The sequence below is a fragment of the Arcobacter sp. YIC-80 genome, assembly GCF_044841725.1.
Classification (GTDB): Bacteria; Campylobacterota; Campylobacteria; order Campylobacterales; family Arcobacteraceae; genus Arcobacter_B.
In genome coordinates, this window is record NZ_JBJBSI010000006.1 from 97,545 (window position 1) to 116,281 (window position 18,737).

Consider the following 18,737-nt stretch of genomic DNA (forward strand, 5'->3'; position numbering starts at 1 on the left):
TTAATTCTCATAATTATTTAAATATTATTGTGGCTGACTAAACTGTACATTAAACTCTATTTCTATCTTGCCATCTTTATTTTTTATCATGCTTATTGGATATGATATACTAATAGAATATAATTCATTATTTATTAAATCAATTAAAGCAAAAAACTCTTTAGGAGAAAAAACTTCTATATTAACTAAATAATTAAACTTAGTAATTTTATTGTTTTGACTAGATTGGAATTTTACAATGGCATTTTCAGGCATCAAAATTTTTAACTGCTCTGTTACTCTTGATATAGGGAAAAACTCATCTACTATATATTTATTAGTATATGTTTTGTATTTTATGTCTTCTAAATCTAATAAGTCTTTTGCCATTACAATTCCATCAACAAAATATTTTTTATCTTTTGATTCCAATTGAACTTCTATCGTTTCATATAAAGATCCTAATTCAGGTTGTAATGATTTTATAAAAGTATCATCTTTTAAAAACTTTGCTTTTAAAAGTAAGGCATCACCATCTACTACCATTTCATTTAAAACTACATCATAAGGAATAGAATCAAATATTGCTTCTATTCTTTTTGTTATTTTATCATTCTTATTAACATGATCAGGTAATTTAACTTGGCTTCTTACGTTTTTTTCTACTTTTACTTGTGTTTCTTTACTATCTTTTACTTCATCAAAAAGTAAATATACCCCATAGAAAGATATAAGAAAAAATAAAATTATAAATATAGTGAAATAGTTATTCTTCTTCTCTTTTTTTCTAGGTCTAATAAAACTTTGCTTTTGATGTTTATCTTTTGATAACTCAAAAATTTCTTCATCAATGTTTATAGGTTGATAATCTATAGCTAATAAGAGTTCATTACTTAAATTATCTATTTGTTCTTGACTTAATTGCTTTAAGGTATAAAGAATTGTAATTTTATCAATAAATGTTTGTGATTCTTTTTCATAAAATTCATTTAGATTATTATGAATTATTTCACTTAATTCTAAATAATAAATTTCATCAAAAAGTTTTTGTCCTACTACATCATCATCGTAAAAGTGTGTTTTTTTAACACTTTCAAAAGTAGGTAATTCAACAGTTTTGCTATATACAATTTTAGAGTTTTCATCAAGTATTAAAATAAATGCTTTATTATTAAATAAAAAAATCAATAGCTGATTTTTACAAACTTTTTGTTCTATATGTAAATTTAAAATATGAAATGCTGAATAAATATAATCTATTCCTGTTTTCTCAAAATAGTGTTGTGTTTCAAATAAAGTTGTTTTTAAAACAGCAATATCATAATCACTATTAAAATGTGCTATTTCACAATCATTAGGTTTTTTTGTATTATTTTTAGGTATTAATTTTGTTGTATCACTAATTAATAAAGTAGAAATGTAAGTAATAGGTGTTTGCTTTTGAGATGCATTTATTTTATGAGCAATTTCATGAGACAAAATTTCATCTTTAACCAAGAAGACAGAATTATTAGCCTCAATAATTTGTTCGTCATCTAGTTTTTTATAATCTAGTTTTAATTGAGTATCATATTTAATAGCATTAATATATAAAGACTCTTTACTAAACATTTGCTTCCTACTAAATTTAATTAATTGCGTTAATCATCATTTTCTCATGAATTAACGCTTTTGCCTCTTCCATATCCAAGTGACTAATATCAAAAGGTTCTTGTATAAAAAACTCTATTGTACCAAAAGGTTTAGGAATAATAAATTTATCCCATGAATTTAATTGCCAATATTTACTTGGTTTACAATTAAAAACACATATCCTTGCTTTACTTTTCTTAGATATAGCTACAATACCATCTGCAACAGAAAATCTAGGTCCTCTTGGACCATCAGGAGTAATTGCTATATCTTTTCCATTTTTAAGTTCTTTAATTGTACTAATTAAAACTTTAGCCCCACCTTTGGAAGATGAACCTCTAATAGAACCTATACCTAAATATTCAACAGTTTTTGTAATAGCTTCCCCATCTTTATGCTCACTAATAATAGCTTTAGCAAAAGATTTTGGTCTTAATTTTTGATAATTAAAAGGTTGCATTAGAAGTTCACCATGCCAAAAAGAGATTAAAAGAGGTTCATTTCTTTCTATTTTAGCATGATGAAAAACTTTTTTATTTGTAAGATAAATAAATCTAACAATTAATTGTAAAATAAAAGGTGCAAGTTTTGTTGATAAAAAGTTTTTAATTCTTTTTTTCATAATTATTGTACTACTTCACCTTTTAATGCTGTTCTTGATACATCTGTAACTTTTACATCTACAAATTTTCCAAGTAGTTCATCACTACCTTTTGCAAATACTTGAAGATAGTTATCTGTATATCCAGAAATTTCGCCATTTGGCTTTAATGACTCAACTAAAATATTTACAGTTGAACCAATAAGTTTTGGCATAGATTCTTCAAGATGTCTTTTATGCAATTCAATTAACTGTGTTAATCTAGCACTTCCTATTTCATCAGGAATTTCTTTATCTTTTAGCTCTAGTGCTGGTGTTTCTGGTCTAGGTGAATATTTAAAGTTAAAGATTTGATCAAATCCAACTTTTCTTACTACGTCTAAAGTATCTTGATAATCTTCATCAGTTTCCCCAGGGAAAGCAACAATAATATCAGTTGTAATTCTAAGATTAGGAACAAGCTCTCTCATTTTAGCTGCTCTATTTAAGAACCACTCTTTAGTATAACCTCTTTTCATTGCTCTTAAAATCGAAGTTGAACCACTTTGTAATGGCATGTGAATACATCTTGAAATCTTCTCATTTTTTGCGAATTCCTCAATAAATTCATCATCCATGTGTAAAGGATGAGGAGAAGTAAATCTAATTCTTTTTAAGCCTTCAATTTTAGAAACATCTTGTAAAAGTTTTGTGAAAGAATACTTAGGTCTTTTATCTGAAAATCTTCTACCATAAGAATTTACATTCTGACCTAAAAGCATTACTTCAACTGCACCCTCATTAACTGCATTTTGAACCTGTGTTACAATCATTTCAGGAGGAATAGAAATCTCTTCACCTCTTGTATTTGGCACGATACAGTAAGTACATTTCTTATCACAACCTACTGAGATATTAACACTTGCTCTATATTTGTTTGTTTTTGCAGCAGCAAATTCATACATAGATTCATCATTATCAATTGAAATTTCAACTGCACCTTTAACATCAACAACATCTTTAATCTTAGAGATATTTCTTGCACCTACTACAAAATCAACGTAAGGTGCTCTTTTAATGATGTCTTTTCCAAGGTGTGATGCTGTACAACCACATACTCCAATTTTTGCACCTTCTTTTTTCTTAACATTAAACTGTCCAATTTCAGAAAAAAGCTTTTGTACAGGCTTTTCTCTTACAGAACATGTATTAATAATAATTAAATCAGCGTCTTCAATTTTTTCAGTTTGAGTATAATCTTTATGCTTTTCTAATTCAGCTGCAATATGTTGGCTATCAGTGTCATTCATCTGACAACCTAATGTTTGAATAAATAATTTTTTGTTTGAACTCATTTTGCTAAACTACTTTCTATTAAAGTGCATGAACCTCATACATATATTCATCATCAGCTAAACCATATTTAACTTCTCTGAAATATACATTTAAGCCTTCATCTTCTAAAGCATCAACTAATGCCATCATATCTTTGTGAGAATTATCTCTATCAAAATAGAAAATTTTTTCACCCTCTTTTTGTAATTCTTCTTTTATCTTATCTAATTGTACTTTTTTGGGTTTTTCATTTAACTCATTTCTAGCAAATAATAATTCCATTTATTAAGCCCTTTTCTTTTTTAATGTAACTATACATTTTATCTTAAAATTGCTTTAATTTGTATAAAAGAACTTTTAGATATAATAACTGCCTACATTACATTGGAAATCAAAACAATCATTTCAATGTCAACACAAAAAAGGTTATTAATGGACAAAATAATAGATATTTTAGATTCAATTGCCTATGAAAAAGGCTTAAAAATTGAAGATGTTGAAAATGCTTTAAAAGAAGCATTAATCAAAACTGCCCAAAAAATGGTAGATGAGACATTAGTATTTGATGCAAACATCGATAGAGAAAATAAGAAATTAGAACTTTCACAAAAAATTGAAGTTGTTCCTGATGGAGATAACAGAACTTTAGGTTTAGGTGAAGATGAATGGGGAAATAAATTAAATCCTGAAAACTTCATTGAATTAAGTGAAGCAAAAGAAATTGACCAAGATTTAGAAATTGGAGATACAGTAGATTACGATCTTGAATTTGAAAATATGGGAAGAAATGCAGCTACAATTCTTCATAATAATTTTGAATATAAAATTCAAAGATTTATTGAAGAGAATTTAGTTAGTAAATACAAAAGCAAAGTTGGAAAAATTATTTCTGGAACTGTTACAAGAGTAGATAGAAGTGAAAATACTTTTATTGAAATCGGTGAAGTAAAAGGTATGCTTCCTAGAAAAAGTAGAATTAAAGGCGAATCATTTAGAATTGGTGATACTATTAAAGCAGTTGTTAAATCTGTAAATATAGATAAATCAAATGGTTTAATAATTGAAATTTCAAGAACAAGTCCTAAATTCTTAGAGTCATTATTAAAACTTGAAGTTCCTGAATTAAAAGATGAAAAAATTTCTATTGAAGCAAGTGCTAGAATCCCAGGTTCAAGAGCAAAAATTGCTTTAGTATCAACAGATCCACAAATAGATCCAATTGGTTCAGTAGTAGGTGTAAAAGGTGTTAGAATTGGTGCAGTTTCTCAACAATTAAATGGTGAAAACATTGATTGTGTTGAGTTCTCAACAGTTCCTGAAATGTTTTTAGCAAGAGCTTTATCTCCTGCAATTATTTCATCTGTAAAAATAGATAAAGCACCTGAGGGAAATGAAAAAGGAAAAGCAACTGTTACTATTCCAAGTGATCAAAAATCTAAAGCAATTGGTAAATCAGGTTTAAATATTAGATTAGCTTCAATGCTTACAAAATATGATATTGAATTAATTGAAATTGAAGGTAGAACTTCAACTTCAACTATGGATACTAATCAAAGTGAAGAGAAGACTACAGATACGTCTTCATTAGAGGCACTATTTAAATAACATGAACACTATAAATATATTTGATTCAGTAAAGAAGAAAAAAGTTCAATTTGAAGCTATCAAGAAAAATCAAGTAAAAATCTATGTGTGTGGGCCAACAGTATATGATGACTCACACTTAGGTCATGCAAGAAGCGCTATTGCCTTTGATTTACTTCATAGAATGTTTAAACTAAATAACTATGAAGTAACTATGACAAAAAACTTCACTGATATTGATGATAAAATCATAAAAAAAATGTATGAAACATCAAAAAGTTTAGAAGATATCACAACTGAATATATAAATGCCTATAAAAATGATATGCAAGCTTTAAATGTATTAGAAAATACACTAGAACCAAAAGCAACTCAAAATCTAGAAATTATGAAAGATATGATTAATAACCTAATGTCTAAAGATATTGCTTATAAAACTAGTGATGGTGTTTATTTTGATACTTCAAAAGATGAAACTTATGGTTCTATTTCATCAATGGCAAGTGATGAAAATTCTCAATCAAGAGTAGAAACAAACACTGAAAAAAGAAACTCATCAGACTTTGCTTTATGGAAATTTGCGAAAGAAAACGATGTAAGTTTTGAAGCACCATTTGGTCTTGGTCGTCCAGGATGGCATATTGAATGTTCAGCTATGATTAAAAAACATTTAGCTTATAAAGATAGTGAATATCAGATTGATATTCATGGAGGTGGAGCTGACTTACTTTTCCCTCATCATGAAAATGAAGCTGCACAAACTAGATGTGATTCAAAACAACATTTAGCTAAATACTGGATGCACAATGGATTTGTAAATATCAATGGTGAAAAAATGAGTAAATCACTTGGTAACTCATTTTTCTTAAAAGATATTTTAAAATCTTATTCTGGCGAAGTTGTAAGATTTTATCTTATTACAGCTCACTATAGAGCAAACTTTAACTTTAATGAAGAAGATTTAATAGCTTCTAAAAAAAGACTAGATAAATTTTATAGAGTTAAAAAAAGAGTTTATGGTGGTGGAAAATCTACTGTAAATAAAGAATTTAAAGAAGCAATTATTGAGGCTTTAAATGATGATATGAATACTTCAAAAGCACTTGCAGTTATTGATGAGTTTATAAATAATGCAAATGAAAAACTAAATGACAATCCAAAAGATAAAGCTTTCAAAAAAGAGCTAGTAGCATCTTTAGAATTTATTGAAAATGCTTTAGGTATTGGAGGAAATGATGCTTATGAATATTTCCAATTTGGGATTGATGAGCAAACTAAAAATAAAATTGAAGAGCTAATTTCTCGAAGAACTGAAGCTAAAAAAGCTAAAGACTTTGAAACAGCTGATAAAGTAAGAGATGAGCTATCTTCAATGAATATCAACTTAATGGACACACCAAATGGTGTTGTTTGGGAAAAACAGTAAAGCCTAAATTAAAGAGGCTTTACTTTATATTTTATCTAAATAATTAATCTATTACCTTACTATTATATTTTTTTTATATAATGTAAATCTAAAATTTTATAAAGGAAATATAAATGACAAGTAAATTAAATAAAACAGTATTTTTTATATCTTCTGCTTTGATTATAGCTTTAGCACTTTTTGCTTCTGCTTTTCCAAAAGTAGCTGATAGTTTTTTTAAAAGTTTACAAGCAGTTATAGTTGAAAATGGTAGTTGGTTTTATGTATTAACAGTAGCTATTATTTTAATTACAGTCGCTTTTTTAGCCTTTTCAAAATATGGAGACATTAAACTAGGACCTGATCACTCTACATCTGATTACACAAATCTATCGTGGTTTGCGATGCTATTTTCTGCTGGAATGGGTATTGGTTTAATGTTTTTTGGTGTTGCAGAACCTGTAATGCACTTTTTAAATCCTCCTGTAGGAGATGGAAGTACTGTAGAAGCAGCTAGACAGGCAATGAGAATTACCTTTTTTCACTGGGGATTACACGCATGGGCTATTTATGCTATAGTTGCTATTATTTTAGCCTTCTTTAGTTATAGACATAATCTTCCTCTTACATTAAGATCAGCACTTTATCCAATTATTGGAGATAAAATTTATGGTCCAATAGGACATGCTGTCGATATTTTTGCAGTAATTGGTACTTTATTTGGTGTTGCAACATCACTTGGGTATGGAGTTCTTCAAGTAAATACAGGTTTAAACTATTTATGGGACATACCAGTTGGTACAACAACGCAAGTAATACTAATCTTAGGTGTTACTGCATTAGCTACACTTTCTGTTACTACAGGTCTTGACAAAGGTATCAAAAGATTATCAGAAATAAATCTTTTATTAGCTGTAGGTTTATTATTATTTATTTTAATAGTAGGACCAACTGTATTTTTACTTCAAGCTTACGTTCAAAATATTGGTTCTTATGCTTCAAATCTATTAAGTAGTACATTTAACTTATTTGCTTATGAAAAAACTGATTGGATTGGTGGATGGACTATTTTATACTGGGCATGGTGGATTTCATGGTCACCATTTGTAGGTCTATTTATTGCTAGAATTTCAAGAGGTAGAACAATTAGAGAATTTACACTTGGTGTTTTATTAGTACCAACTGGATTCACTTTAATGTGGATGACATTTTTCGGAAATTCTGCTATTAATCTAATTTTAGCTGAAGGGATTACACAACTAGGAACTACAGTATCAAATGATGTTACAGTTGCACTTTTTGCATTCTTAGAAAACTTTCCATTTGCTTCATTTACTTCAGTTGTAGCAACTATAATGGTAATTGTATTTTTTGTTACTTCATCGGATTCAGGTTCAATGGTAATTGATATGCTTTGTTCAAATGGTAATGATGACACTCCAATTTGGCAAAGAGTTTATTGGGCAGCAGGAGAAGGTGTTATTGCTTCAATTTTAATACTTGCAGGAGGTTTAGCAGCACTTCAAACTATGACTATAGCTAGTGCTCTACCTTTTAGTATTGTTTTACTTGTAGCAACCTATGGACTTATAAAAGCTCTTAGATTAGATATAGCAAAAAAAGAGAGTTTACAATACTCAACAGCTATTGCAACATCAACAACAAATGCAGATGATTGGGATAAAAGGCTTAACAATATTGTAAATTATCCAACTAAAAAGAATGTTAGAAGATTCCTTGAAAAAGTAGTTATGCCTGCATTTGAAGATGTTGCTAAAGTTTTAAGAGAAAATGAGTTTGATGTAGAAGTAAAAATGAGTGAAACAAAAGATAAAGTAACCTTAGTTGTAAATCTTGGAGAAGAGACAAACTTTGGTGAAAATAAAAACTTCTTATATCAAGTAAAAAATATTTCAAGAATTAAACCTGCTTTTGTTCATGATGATAAAAAAGAAGAAGATAGACAAGAAGATGAATTATACTTTTGTGCTATTGTTCACTTAATTGAAGGTGGTCAAGACTATGATATCATGGGTTGGGGTAAAGACACAATTAGAAATGATGTAGTAGATCAATACGAAAAACACATGCATTTTATGCACTTAATTAACTAAAATATAAAAGAGGTTTCACCTCTTTTATAAACTCTTTTTTAATAGCTCTGGCATTTTTTGTGCTATTTGTTTAAAATCATATTTAAAACTCTCAACTACAACATCATATAATTTATGATCTTTATATTTTTTATGCCACTTTTCTTCTTTACTTTCATAGATATTATAATATTCAAATCTAAGACGTAAAGCTTCTTTTAGTAATTTATCCATATTCCAAGTATAAAAAAAGGGAAGAGACAAAAGCCTCTTCCCTTTTTGATTTATAAAATCTCTACTTACTTAGCGTATGCTGCGTCAGTAACGTTTTTAGTATCAACAATATAAGGAACTAAAGCCATGTGTCTAGCTCTTTTAATTGCTTTTTCTACCATTTCTTGAGAGTTTTTAGAGTTTCCAGTAAGTCTTCTAGGCATAATTTTACCTCTTTCAGACATTGAAATCTTTAATAAATCTGTGTTTTTGTAATCAATGAAATCAACTTTCATTTCAGTATATTTACAATATTTTTTTCCGTATTTTCTTCTTTCAGCCATTTTATAATCCTTTTTTTCTAGAACGGTATTTCGTCTTCATCTATATCTATTTCAGGTATTTTTTGTTCAGGCATTTGTTGTGCTTGATTATTCATACCACCATAGTTGTTTTGCATATTGCTATTTTGAGAATTCATATTATTGTATTGATTTGAAGCTGGTTGATTATACGATCCACCTTGTGGATTATAACCTTGGTTATCCCCAGCTGTATTATTCATTGAATCACTCTTAGAATCTAACATTTTCATAGTATCAACTCTTAAAGAGTGTCTATTTCTATTAGTTCCATCCTGAGCAGTCCATTGTTCAAATACAAGTCTTCCCTCTAATAAAACTTTAGAACCTTTTCTTAGGTACTGATTAGCAACTTCAGCTGATCTACCAAAGATATTAAAATCTAAAAAACAAACTTCATCTTTTTGCTCACCCGTAGATGTTTTATATTTATATGAAGTTGCAATAGCAGATTTAGCAATAGCTGCACCTGATGGTAAATATCTTAGTTCAATATCTCTTGTAAGGTTTCCAACCATAATTACTTTGTTATACATAAGTGGTTCCTGTCTTTATTTTATTAGTTAGCTTTTTTAGCTGCCTCATCGCTCATTTTAGTCCATGCAGCGATTTCTTTTTTGTTTTCATATTTAATGAAAATGAATCTAATGATATTTTCGTTAAATTTGTAATTTCTTTCAAGTTCTTTGATACTTGATGGTTCACCTTTGAAGTAAATTACATAGTAATAACCTCTTTTGTTTCCTTCAATCTCATAAGCTAATTGCTTAGCTCCCATATCATCACAAGATACAACTTCTCCACCATTTTTAGCAATGTTTGCTTTTACAGTTTCAATTTGAGCTTGAGTCTCTTCTTCAGTTAAAGTAGGTTTAACAATAAACATTGTTTCGTAATGTTTTAATTTTGACATCTATTTTTCTCCTTATAGTGTGTGCCGGTATCTTTACATTTCCTAATATCAGCAAGGATGAATTTTTGTAAAGTCCGTGATTTTATCTAAATAAAACTGTAAACTTTCTTAGAGTTGCTTGTAAATACAAGTTTTGATTAGTAATTTTTGAAGTTTTAAAATCTAGCTCTATATCAAGCAAATATTCCATCATATCAGCAAAAACTTCAGGTTTAATATTGATAGCAAGTTTTGATTTCTTTTCCCAAATATTTTTAGGAGGAATAAAACCTAATATTTCTTTAGGATTGGGAGCACCAATAGTTCTTGCATAAGCACTTATCATAAATAATTGTTGAACATAAGATGTAACTTGAGTTAAAAGATATACTTCATTTACTCCCTCATCTAATAAAAGTTGTAAATCTTCACTTATATCTTTTCCTTGAATCAAATCATTTAAAAAATCTTCAAAGGATACATCACCAATCCCAAAACAATGACTATTTACAATATTTGAAGTTATTGTTTCATTTAATACAGCAAGCTTTTTTAAATCATTCATACATAAAGCTAAATCATTTTTATGCATAAAGTATAAGTGGTTAAGAGCGGGGATTTCATATTTTATAGCTAAATTTTTAGCTTCATTTTCTAAAATTTTTATAGCCTCATGATTTGCAGGAGAGAACATCCTAATACTAACAGAATTTGTTTTATCACTAAAATAAGTTCCCATAGTTTTAAATTCACTATCACCTAAACAAGAGAAAATAACTGTACTATTTTCATTTGTATTACAAGCTTCAATTAATTCTATTACTTCTTTTTTAGGTCTTTTTTTATCTAATTTTATTAAAATTATATTATTGTTAGAAAATAGTGAGGATTGTAAAAGCTTATCTTTTGCATATTTGAAGTCATAATCATCAAAATATAGTTTTTCAACATCATCTTTACTGCCATGTAATTTAGCAACTTTTGAGGCATAATACTCAACTAAAAAAGTTGATTGGCCAAAAAACATATAAGCATTAAATTTTTTATTCTGTTTTAAATGATTGTCAAATTCGTTTCTATACATAAAATATATCATATCCTAAGTATACTTTCAATAAAATTGAGTCACTATAAAAAAGGCTTTAAATGTATGAAATTACAATCCCTTTACTTGGCTTTGATGATATTAAGAAGATTAAAATTGAAAAAATAGATAATTATTTTTCAACATTAGTGCTTGATGAAAAAAATCTAATTAATTTTACAGTAGTCAATATCAAATACCTACAGCATGCCGCTTTTGATTTTAAAATTGAAGATGAAATAATAGAAAAAATGCATATTAGAAGAAGAGAAGATTTTGATATTTATTTTTCTGTAGTACTTCAAGACCCTATTGAAAAATCAATAGTAAATCTTGTAGCACCTATTTTAATAAATAAAAAGCATAAACTATTAGGACAATATGTTATAAAAGAGAACATTCCTAGTTTATTTACAAATTTAAAATAATAAATTAGTATTTTATTGAAGCAATAATCTGCTTTGTAACAATATTAGCTTCTTTAATTTTTACTCTTAACTTAGTATATAAATTTTGTCCTTTATAGTTTTCTAAAGTTACTTTCATTCCCTTAACCTTATCATAACAAACAGCTTTACTTCTTTCAATATCTATAATCTTTACTTTTATTTCAACACCAATATTTTTAGCTGCCCACCTTGCATATTTTCTATCTTCAAAGTCCCAAACAAGTTTATCAACTTCTCGCTCTCTTGTTGAAATATATTCACAAATTTCATCTATATTTTCAGGTGTATTTTTTGTTTTTAACATTCTATGTAAAACTAAATCAGAATATCTTCTAATAGGACTTGTGAAATGTGAATATGATTTAAATCCTAAACCAAAGTGCCCAAGATTTTTTGAGCTATATTTTGCTTGAGTTTGAGCATGAATAATAAGTTCATCTATTTCTTCACTTAAAACACTATGAGAGGCTTTTTCTTGAATATGAGTAATTGTATCATGAACATCACTTTTAAGTTTAACTTTAACACCTAAAATATTTACATCATCAACTAGTTGAGAAATAGCTTTAAAAGGTGGTTCTTCATGGATTCTAAAAATCCCTACACTATTTACTTTTTTACTAGCTTGTATATTTGCTAAAAGCATACACTCTTCTATTAACTGATGAGAGGCTGTTGATTCTTCTTCATCTATTCCAAAAAGTTCACCATTTTTAAGTTTTAGTCTAAATTCACTTGTTCTAAAATCATAACCCTTTTCAAGTCTTTTTGCTCTAAAACTTTTTGTAATCTCATATAAAGGAAGTAAGTAATCAAAAATCTCTTTTTCTATACTACTATATTGATCCAAGTGACCTTCTAAAACCCTATCAATCCTTCCATAAGAAAACTTCTTATGAGAGTTTATAATCGCTTCAAAAAGTTCAGCTTTTTTTACATCTTTATTTTCTAAATCTAAATACATTTTAAAAATATAAGAGTATCTATCAACTCCTTCTTTTAATGAACACATATCTTCACTTAGTTCATTTGGAAGCATTGGTAAAACTTTTCCAGGAAGATATACAGATGTTGATTTTTTATAAGCTAGTTTATCAAGAGCACTTCCTTGTTTAACAAAATAGGAAACATCAGCAATTGCCACATATAAAACTTCATTTTTTTCATCATAATAAATTGCATCATCATGGTCTTTTGCACTATTTGGATCTATTGTACAAAATGGTAAATCTCTTAAATCAACTCTTTGTTTTTCATCATCCATAACTGCATTTACTTCCAAAGGCTTCTCAAGTCTAATAGTTTCATTATAAAGATGTAAAGAAATAAATTCATCTACTTTTGGATCTTTTATATTTCCAATATTTTTTATTAAATCAAGACTTTTATTATCAACAAGTAAAACATCTCCATCTTCATATTTAGAAGCACCTTTGTTTTCTAGTTCTATATTCTCTTTTATTGTATAAAACTTCTTATTTTTTACATAAAGAAGTACTTCTCCACTTTTACCATCTAAAACCCTTAAAACTTTTGCTTTTACTTTACTTCTTGGATTAAATACTCTTTTTGCTAAAATAAAATCTCCATCATAAGCCCCATATAAATGCTCAAAGTCCAAAGTAATATCTTTATATTCATTAAATAAATCTTTTAAAACAGCTCTTTTACTTTGAAGCTTTATAAAACCTACTTTATATTTTGAATTTAATAAGTATTTATTCTCATCTTTTTCAATGATACCTTCATTTAAAAGCTTGTCTAAAATAGTTTTTTCATCGGTGTTAAAATCTTTTTCATTTTGTAATATTTTTTTAAATATTGAACTATACAATTTATAGCTTCCTTATATATTTTATTTAATTTTAATATATATTTTATCTAAATTTATTTGAATTATTGTTATTTAGTATTATTGAAATGTTATTTTTTAGACTAATTAGTCAATTTTTGATGTTTTTCTCAAACTTTTAGTTTTTTTTAGTTATACTCTCAAAAAAATTTTTTACTGAGGGTTAAGTAATGGCATTAAATGTATACTACGACAAAGATTGTAATATTGAATTAATCAAATCTAAGAAAGTTGCAATGATTGGATTTGGTTCACAAGGACACGCACACGCAGAAAACTTAAGAGATTCTGGAGTTGAAGTTGTTGTTGGTTTAAGAAAAGGTGGTTCTTCTTGGGCTAAAGCTGAAGCTAAAGGGTTTGAAACATTAACAGTTGCAGAAGCTACTGCAAAAGCTGATGTTGTAATGATTTTATTACCAGATGAAAATCAAGCTGATATTTACGCTAACGAAATTAAACCAAACTTAAAAGCTGATGCTACTTTAGCATTTGGACACGGGTTTAACATTCACTATGGAAGAATTGCACCAGAAGCTACTAATGATGTAATCATGGTTGCTCCTAAAGCTCCAGGTCACACTGTAAGATCTGAATTTGTTAAGGGTGGGGGAATTCCTGATCTTATCGCAATTCACCAAGATGCATCTGGTTCTGCTTTAGAATTAGCTAAGTCTTATGCTTCTGCTGTAGGTGGAGGAAGAACTGGTATCATTGAAACTACTTTCAAAGATGAAACTGAAACTGATTTATTCGGTGAGCAAGCAGTACTTTGTGGTGGAGCAACTGCATTAGTTCAAGCTGGATTTGAGACATTAACAGAAGCTGGTTATGATCCAATGATGGCATACTTTGAGTGTTTACATGAGTTAAAATTAATCGTTGACTTAATGTACGAAGGTGGAATTGCAGATATGAGATATTCTATTTCTAATACTGCTGAGTACGGAGATTACATTGCTGGTAAGAGAATCATCAATGATGAGTCTAAAGCTGCTATGAAAGAATTATTAGCTGAGATTCAAGATGGTAGATTTGCTAAAGACTTCATCTTAGAAGGTCAAGCAGGATACCCAAGAATGAACGCTGAAAGAAAGAACAACAGAGCTTCTTTAATTGAGCAAACTGGTTCTCAATTAAGATCTATGATGCCATGGATTGCTGAGAAAAAAATCGTTCAACAAGACAAAAACTAATATAATTTAAGGAAGTTCTCTTCCTTAAATTTCTTTCTTCTATGACTAAAAAAACAAGAAAAAAATCATCAAAAAAAACTAAAAAAAATAGTTCTATATCAAAAGTAAAACTAATAAATATATTTTTATTAGTATTTTTATTTGCCTTCATAGCTTCTGCACTAAGCTATTTTATTATGAAAAATGAAAAAGAAAATACTAATAAGACTATTATTGAAAAAAAAGAAGTAAAAAAATTCCAAGAAAAGAAATTAGATGAGTTTTTTAAATTAGAAGAAGATCCAAAAGATGCTTTTGAAGAATATACTCAAGAGTTCAATAAAGATCATATAGATAAACCTTTTGAAGAAATAAAACAAGAAATTCAAAAGAAAAAAGAAGAACTTGAAAAAAAGAAAATAGAAAAAACACCCCTAGAAAAAAAAGAAGCTCCTAGTAAAACAACAAATGATATTTCACTATTTTTAAAGAAATCCTTATATAAATATGATGGGAAAAGTAAACCAAAGATAGTTATTATGATTGACGATGTAAGTTCAAGTAGACAAAAAAAAGCTATTTTAGATATTGGATATAAAGTAAATATGGCCTTTTTACCTCCAACAAAAGGTCATCCAAATTCAGCAAAAATTGCTCAGGATTTACCTTTTCACATGATTCATTTTCCTATGCAAGCATCTAGTAAATTTAAAGGTCCTGAAAAAAATACTCTAAAAATCACTCATACTTATGAACAAATAGAACAAAGAGTTAAAGATTTAAGAAAATGGTATCCAAATGCAGTTTTTACAAATAATCATACAGGTTCAGTATTTACTCAAAATGAAGAGGCTATGGATAAACTGTTTAGAGCTTTAAAAAAATATAATTTTATCTTTGTAGATAGTAGAACAACAGCTAAATCAGTTGCTAAAAAAATGGCTGAAAAATACAATATGCCGTATATAGTAAGAAACACTTTTATGGATAATAAAAAAGAGTATGCTTATATTCAAAACCAATTAAAAAAAGCAATTAAAATAGCCAAGAAAAGAGGTTATGCTATAGCTATTGGACACCCTCATTCTATGACTATTAAAGTCTTAAAAGAGTCAAAACATTTACTTAAAGGAATAGAACCTATTTTTGTAAATGAATTGCCTTATTTATAATATTTTTATATAAAATCAACCATTTCATCAAAACTTAATCGTACAGACTTTCTAGGACTTTTTGTCCTATATCCTAAAGGTAAAACTAAAGCGAGTTGAAGCTCTGTTTTATCTAAATTTAAAAGTTTTTCAATTTTTTCTTTTTCAAATCCTTCTAAAGGACAAGAATCAATACCTTTAACTGCTGCAGCTGTCATAATATTTCCTACAGCAAGATATGCCTGCTTAGATGTCCAGTTATAAATATCCTTTAATGAAATTAAATGAGTTTTTGTAAATTCCGTATACATATTTAAAAAAATGTCTAAAATATCAGAAGACAAACCAAGTCTTTCAAATCTTTTTTTAGGAGTACCAGATTCTATTTTAGAATCATTAATTCTAACAAGAACAAGCAATAAATGTGAACATTCTGATACTTGTTCTTGATTCATACTTTCTTTTTTTATTTTATCTTTTAACTCTTGATTTTCGATAACTATAAACTTTGTTAACTCTAAACCAAAAGATGTAGGGGATTTAATCCCTGCGTTTAAGATAAAAGACATATCCTCTTTTGATATTTTTTTATTTGGATCAAAGCTCTTACAAGCATGCCTGAAGTTAATCGCTTCTTCAAATGTTTTATTCATTTTATTTCCTTTTTTTGATAATTTTTCAATACAAAACTTTTTTTGAAACCTAATTCTTCATATATTCCTAAACCTAACATAGATGCTTGAAGCACCATAAAATCAATTCTTTTCTCTTTACTAATAGAAATAGCTCTCTTCATAATATTATCTGCAATTCCTTGTTTTCTATACTTTTGTAAAACTCCAACTAAATGTATTCCCATTACAGAAGAGTTTTTATAAAGCAATGCTGTACCAACTGGTATATTTTCTTTATATGCTAAAAGTAAATTTATATTAGAATCTTTTGAGACTTTATAAATTATCTCGGAATCAATTTTGTAAGAAAAAGATAAAGAAGCTATTTTTGTCCAAAGTTCTATATCTTCCTTACTATGAACTTGTTTAACTTCTAAATCTTTATTTAAATTAATATCTAATTCATTCATATTTAAATACATTCCTATTTGTTCAAAAAGTACAGTGTATTCTTTTGATATTAACTCATTATTTGCCTCTGTAAAAATATCTTTATTATTTTCCCATAAAGAAATAATTTTATTCTTATGATTATTTATTTTTATCAAATCCTTTAAATCTGAAATTTCATAATCATAAGGCATCCAAAATCTATTGGGCCAAGTCTTTGAAAAATATAAATTTGTGTTCTTCTTAGATACTTGCTTTTGTGCACCCATAAGTTTAAATAAATTTCTTAAATTATTTATATTTTTTTCTCTTAATTCATTATCATTCATTATTAAACCTCAAATTAAATTTATAAAGTAGTATAGCTTTCTATTTAATCTTATGTCATTTACATATGTTGATTTTTATAACTAATCTAAAAATATGTATATTTAAAGTATAATAATTTATTTTATTATAAAGACTAAATATGATTAAAAACTTTAACTATCAAATTCCTGAACTTCAAAGTATGAAGAGTTATCCTAAAAATCTTTTTTATATTGGAAATGATAAGCTTCTACAAACACCTATGGTCTCAATAGTAGGTACACGAAAACCCAATTCATATACAAAAGAGTTTACACATAAACTCTCTTCTAAACTCTCCCTTGCAGGTATTACCATTGTAAGTGGTGCTGCAATGGGTGTTGATGCTATAGCACATAAAGCTTGTCAGAATTATCAAACTATTGCTGTTGTGGCTAATGGTTTAGATATTATATATCCAAGCGTAAATAAAAATATGATTTGTGAGATTGAAAAACAAGGTCTTGTTTTATCTGCTTATAAAGAAAAACAAAAAGCTAGAAATTATACTTTTGTACTAAGAAATGAAATAGTTGTAGCCTTAGGTAAAGTGTTAATTGTCACACAAGCAGACTTAAACTCTGGTAGCTTAACTTCAGTGGATTATGCACTTAAAATGGGTAAAAAAGTCTATACCTTACCTCATAGATTAAATGAAAGTTTAGGAACGCAAAAACTAGTAGAAAAAAAGTTAATTGAGCCTATTTATGATATTGATGAATTTATAAATTTATTAGTTCCTAAACAAGTTAAAGAAATTCAAAAAGATGAGTTTTTACTTTTTTGCGAAACGTCTCCACTTTATGATGAAGCTGTTTATAAATATAGTGATAAAGTTTTTGAATATGAATTAATGGGAAAAATCGAAATAAAAAATGGAAAAATATTCTTAATATAAAATATTCATAGCAATTTATTATATACATAACTTCTAATTCACTATCATAAATAAAAAGTTTTAGGAATAAACTATGAATTTAAAAGTAGCTCAAAAAGAAGATGTGGCTTCGATATTAAAACTACATAACAAATATCAAATTGATTCTATTGATGAAAAAGATAAAAAAGATGGATTTGTAACTACTGCTTTTAGTAAAGAGCAATTAGAAGATATAATAAATAAAGAAAAAGGGATTTTTATTGCCACAAACGATAATAATGAAGTTATAGCCTACGTAATGTCTGCTTCATGGCAATATTGGTCAAAATGGCCAATGTTTGCTTTTATGATAGAAGACTTACCAAATCTTAGTTATAAGGGTGAAAGAATCACTGTAGATAACTCATATCAATATGGACCTGTTTGTGTAGATAAAAGTGTAAGAGGTTCTGGTGTACTTGAAAAACTTTTTGATTTTGCACTTGATTATATGTCAAAAAGATATGATATTTTAGTTACATTTGTAAATAAAATAAACCCTAGATCATACGAAGCTCATAAAAGAAAACTTGGACTTGAAGTTATTCAAGAATTTCAATATAACAATAATGAATATTATGAATTTGTATATGACACTAGTAAAAGAGTTCTAAGATAAAAAT

Annotated in this window: 20 protein-coding genes; 8 read left to right on the forward strand and 12 right to left on the reverse strand. The window is 27.6% G+C overall.

The genetic code is table 11. The features are described from left to right. Positions 1–24: 24 nt before the first annotated feature. From ACH5BK_RS09495 to ACH5BK_RS09510, 4 genes are read right to left on the reverse strand one after another with little or no spacing between them, the layout of a single operon-like run. Entirely contained in the window at positions 25–1,590 is a 1,566-nt protein-coding gene (locus ACH5BK_RS09495; protein ID WP_404306758.1) for a hypothetical protein, read from the reverse strand. Positions 1,591–1,606: 16 nt separating this feature from the next. Further along, positions 1,607–2,233 (reverse strand): lysophospholipid acyltransferase family protein, encoded by a 627-nt coding sequence (locus ACH5BK_RS09500; RefSeq protein WP_404306760.1) that lies wholly within the window; start codon positions 2,231–2,233, stop codon positions 1,607–1,609. A gap of 2 nt (positions 2,234–2,235) precedes the next feature. Continuing rightward, positions 2,236–3,546: a tRNA (N6-isopentenyl adenosine(37)-C2)-methylthiotransferase MiaB gene (gene miaB, locus ACH5BK_RS09505; protein WP_404306762.1), complete on the reverse strand. Its 1,311-nt coding sequence runs from the start codon at positions 3,544–3,546 to the stop codon at positions 2,236–2,238. A gap of 19 nt (positions 3,547–3,565) precedes the next feature. Then, positions 3,566–3,808: an HP0268 family nuclease gene (locus ACH5BK_RS09510; protein WP_404306764.1), complete on the reverse strand. Its 243-nt coding sequence runs from the start codon at positions 3,806–3,808 to the stop codon at positions 3,566–3,568. Positions 3,809–3,958: 150 nt separating this feature from the next. Between ACH5BK_RS09510 and nusA the strand changes: the two genes are divergently transcribed. The 3 genes from nusA (at position 3,959) to ACH5BK_RS09525 (ending at position 8,629) form a co-directional block, all read left to right on the forward strand. Next, positions 3,959–5,131 (forward strand): transcription termination factor NusA, encoded by a 1,173-nt coding sequence (gene nusA / locus ACH5BK_RS09515; protein ID WP_404306766.1) that lies wholly within the window; start codon positions 3,959–3,961, stop codon positions 5,129–5,131. A 1-nt stretch (position 5,132) separates the two neighbouring features. Continuing rightward, positions 5,133–6,536 (forward strand): cysteine--tRNA ligase, encoded by a 1,404-nt coding sequence (cysS, locus tag ACH5BK_RS09520; RefSeq protein ID WP_404306768.1) that lies wholly within the window; start codon positions 5,133–5,135, stop codon positions 6,534–6,536. Between the two features lie 113 nt (positions 6,537–6,649). Beyond that, a complete protein-coding gene (locus ACH5BK_RS09525; protein ID WP_404306770.1) occupies positions 6,650–8,629 on the forward strand; it encodes a BCCT family transporter in 1,980 nt (659 codons plus the stop codon). Between the two features lie 24 nt (positions 8,630–8,653). On the opposite strand, the gene ACH5BK_RS09530 is transcribed toward ACH5BK_RS09525, so the two are convergent. The 5 genes from ACH5BK_RS09530 to holA form a co-directional block, all read right to left on the reverse strand. After that, positions 8,654–8,842: a hypothetical protein gene (locus tag ACH5BK_RS09530; RefSeq protein WP_404306772.1), complete on the reverse strand. Its 189-nt coding sequence runs from the start codon at positions 8,840–8,842 to the stop codon at positions 8,654–8,656. A 65-nt stretch (positions 8,843–8,907) separates the two neighbouring features. Next, positions 8,908–9,165 (reverse strand): 30S ribosomal protein S18, encoded by a 258-nt coding sequence (gene rpsR / locus ACH5BK_RS09535; RefSeq protein WP_404306774.1) that lies wholly within the window; start codon positions 9,163–9,165, stop codon positions 8,908–8,910. A 17-nt stretch (positions 9,166–9,182) separates the two neighbouring features. Then, complete coding sequence (locus tag ACH5BK_RS09540; RefSeq protein WP_404306776.1) at positions 9,183–9,719, reverse strand: single-stranded DNA-binding protein; 537 nt, start codon at positions 9,717–9,719, stop codon at positions 9,183–9,185. A 23-nt stretch (positions 9,720–9,742) separates the two neighbouring features. Next, a complete protein-coding gene (gene rpsF, locus ACH5BK_RS09545; protein WP_404306778.1) occupies positions 9,743–10,096 on the reverse strand; it encodes a 30S ribosomal protein S6 in 354 nt (117 codons plus the stop codon). Between the two features lie 82 nt (positions 10,097–10,178). After that, the gene (gene holA / locus ACH5BK_RS09550; protein ID WP_404306780.1) at positions 10,179–11,159 is read right to left on the reverse strand and encodes a DNA polymerase III subunit delta; all 981 of its coding nucleotides are present in this window, start codon (positions 11,157–11,159) and stop codon (positions 10,179–10,181) included. Positions 11,160–11,221: 62 nt separating this feature from the next. Here holA and fliW point away from each other — a divergent pair, with 62 nt between their 5' ends. Continuing rightward, positions 11,222–11,587, forward strand: a complete 366-nt coding sequence (fliW, locus tag ACH5BK_RS09555) for a flagellar assembly protein FliW (RefSeq protein WP_404306782.1) — start codon at positions 11,222–11,224, stop codon at positions 11,585–11,587. Positions 11,588–11,591: 4 nt separating this feature from the next. Here the strand turns inward: fliW and ACH5BK_RS09560 are convergent, their stop codons facing one another. Further along, the gene (locus tag ACH5BK_RS09560) at positions 11,592–13,442 is read right to left on the reverse strand and encodes an RNB domain-containing ribonuclease (RefSeq protein ID WP_404306784.1); all 1,851 of its coding nucleotides are present in this window, start codon (positions 13,440–13,442) and stop codon (positions 11,592–11,594) included. A 188-nt stretch (positions 13,443–13,630) separates the two neighbouring features. On the opposite strand from ACH5BK_RS09560, the gene ilvC reads away from it, so the two are divergent. Together ilvC and ACH5BK_RS09570 are read left to right on the forward strand one after the other, a co-directional pair. Then, positions 13,631–14,653 (forward strand): ketol-acid reductoisomerase, encoded by a 1,023-nt coding sequence (ilvC, locus tag ACH5BK_RS09565; RefSeq protein ID WP_404306786.1) that lies wholly within the window; start codon positions 13,631–13,633, stop codon positions 14,651–14,653. 41 nt (positions 14,654–14,694) lie between these two features. Continuing rightward, positions 14,695–15,804, forward strand: coding sequence for a divergent polysaccharide deacetylase family protein (locus ACH5BK_RS09570; protein WP_404306788.1), 1,110 nt, complete (start codon positions 14,695–14,697; stop codon positions 15,802–15,804). 5 nt (positions 15,805–15,809) lie between these two features. Here the strand turns inward: ACH5BK_RS09570 and ACH5BK_RS09575 are convergent, their stop codons facing one another. Together ACH5BK_RS09575 and ACH5BK_RS09580 are read right to left on the reverse strand one after the other, a co-directional pair. Beyond that, complete coding sequence (locus ACH5BK_RS09575; protein ID WP_404306790.1) at positions 15,810–16,436, reverse strand: NAD(P)H-dependent oxidoreductase; 627 nt, start codon at positions 16,434–16,436, stop codon at positions 15,810–15,812. Next, positions 16,433–17,176 carry a GNAT family N-acetyltransferase gene (locus ACH5BK_RS09580; protein ID WP_404306792.1) on the reverse strand — a complete coding sequence of 248 codons (744 nt, stop codon included), beginning with the start codon at positions 17,174–17,176 and terminating at the stop codon, positions 16,433–16,435. The genes ACH5BK_RS09575 and ACH5BK_RS09580 overlap by 4 nt, the downstream gene beginning before the upstream one ends. Before the next feature lie 140 nt (positions 17,177–17,316). On the opposite strand from ACH5BK_RS09580, the gene ACH5BK_RS09585 reads away from it, so the two are divergent. After that, positions 17,317–18,093, forward strand: a complete 777-nt coding sequence (locus tag ACH5BK_RS09585; RefSeq protein WP_404306794.1) for a DNA-processing protein DprA — start codon at positions 17,317–17,319, stop codon at positions 18,091–18,093. 73 nt (positions 18,094–18,166) lie between these two features. Beyond that, positions 18,167–18,733, forward strand: a complete 567-nt coding sequence (locus ACH5BK_RS09590) for a GNAT family N-acetyltransferase (RefSeq protein ID WP_404306796.1) — start codon at positions 18,167–18,169, stop codon at positions 18,731–18,733. The last annotated feature ends 4 nt before the right edge of the window (positions 18,734–18,737 follow it).

Bases quoted from the DNA above. Each gene is read 5' to 3' on its own strand.
- cysS (WP_404306768.1), top strand. From the start codon at position 5,133: ATGAACACTATAAATATATTTGATTCAGTAAAGAAGAAAAAAGTTCAA.
- ACH5BK_RS09510 (WP_404306764.1), bottom strand. From the start codon at position 3,808: ATGGAATTATTATTTGCTAGAAATGAGTTAAATGAAAAACCCAAAAAA.
- ACH5BK_RS09530 (WP_404306772.1), bottom strand. From the start codon at position 8,842: ATGGATAAATTACTAAAAGAAGCTTTACGTCTTAGATTTGAATATTAT.
- ilvC (WP_404306786.1), top strand. From the start codon at position 13,631: ATGGCATTAAATGTATACTACGACAAAGATTGTAATATTGAATTAATC.
- ACH5BK_RS09590 (WP_404306796.1), top strand. From the start codon at position 18,167: ATGAATTTAAAAGTAGCTCAAAAAGAAGATGTGGCTTCGATATTAAAA.
- nusA (WP_404306766.1), top strand. From the start codon at position 3,959: ATGGACAAAATAATAGATATTTTAGATTCAATTGCCTATGAAAAAGGC.
- ACH5BK_RS09500 (WP_404306760.1), bottom strand. From the start codon at position 2,233: ATGAAAAAAAGAATTAAAAACTTTTTATCAACAAAACTTGCACCTTTT.
- ACH5BK_RS09570 (WP_404306788.1), top strand. From the start codon at position 14,695: ATGACTAAAAAAACAAGAAAAAAATCATCAAAAAAAACTAAAAAAAAT.
- ACH5BK_RS09585 (WP_404306794.1), top strand. From the start codon at position 17,317: ATGATTAAAAACTTTAACTATCAAATTCCTGAACTTCAAAGTATGAAG.
- fliW (WP_404306782.1), top strand. From the start codon at position 11,222: ATGTATGAAATTACAATCCCTTTACTTGGCTTTGATGATATTAAGAAG.
- rpsR (WP_404306774.1), bottom strand. From the start codon at position 9,165: ATGGCTGAAAGAAGAAAATACGGAAAAAAATATTGTAAATATACTGAA.
- ACH5BK_RS09495 (WP_404306758.1), bottom strand. From the start codon at position 1,590: ATGTTTAGTAAAGAGTCTTTATATATTAATGCTATTAAATATGATACT.
- holA (WP_404306780.1), bottom strand. From the start codon at position 11,159: ATGTATAGAAACGAATTTGACAATCATTTAAAACAGAATAAAAAATTT.
- miaB (WP_404306762.1), bottom strand. From the start codon at position 3,546: ATGAGTTCAAACAAAAAATTATTTATTCAAACATTAGGTTGTCAGATG.
- ACH5BK_RS09540 (WP_404306776.1), bottom strand. From the start codon at position 9,719: ATGTATAACAAAGTAATTATGGTTGGAAACCTTACAAGAGATATTGAA.
- ACH5BK_RS09580 (WP_404306792.1), bottom strand. From the start codon at position 17,176: ATGAATGATAATGAATTAAGAGAAAAAAATATAAATAATTTAAGAAAT.
- ACH5BK_RS09575 (WP_404306790.1), bottom strand. From the start codon at position 16,436: ATGAATAAAACATTTGAAGAAGCGATTAACTTCAGGCATGCTTGTAAG.
- ACH5BK_RS09525 (WP_404306770.1), top strand. From the start codon at position 6,650: ATGACAAGTAAATTAAATAAAACAGTATTTTTTATATCTTCTGCTTTG.
- rpsF (WP_404306778.1), bottom strand. From the start codon at position 10,096: ATGTCAAAATTAAAACATTACGAAACAATGTTTATTGTTAAACCTACT.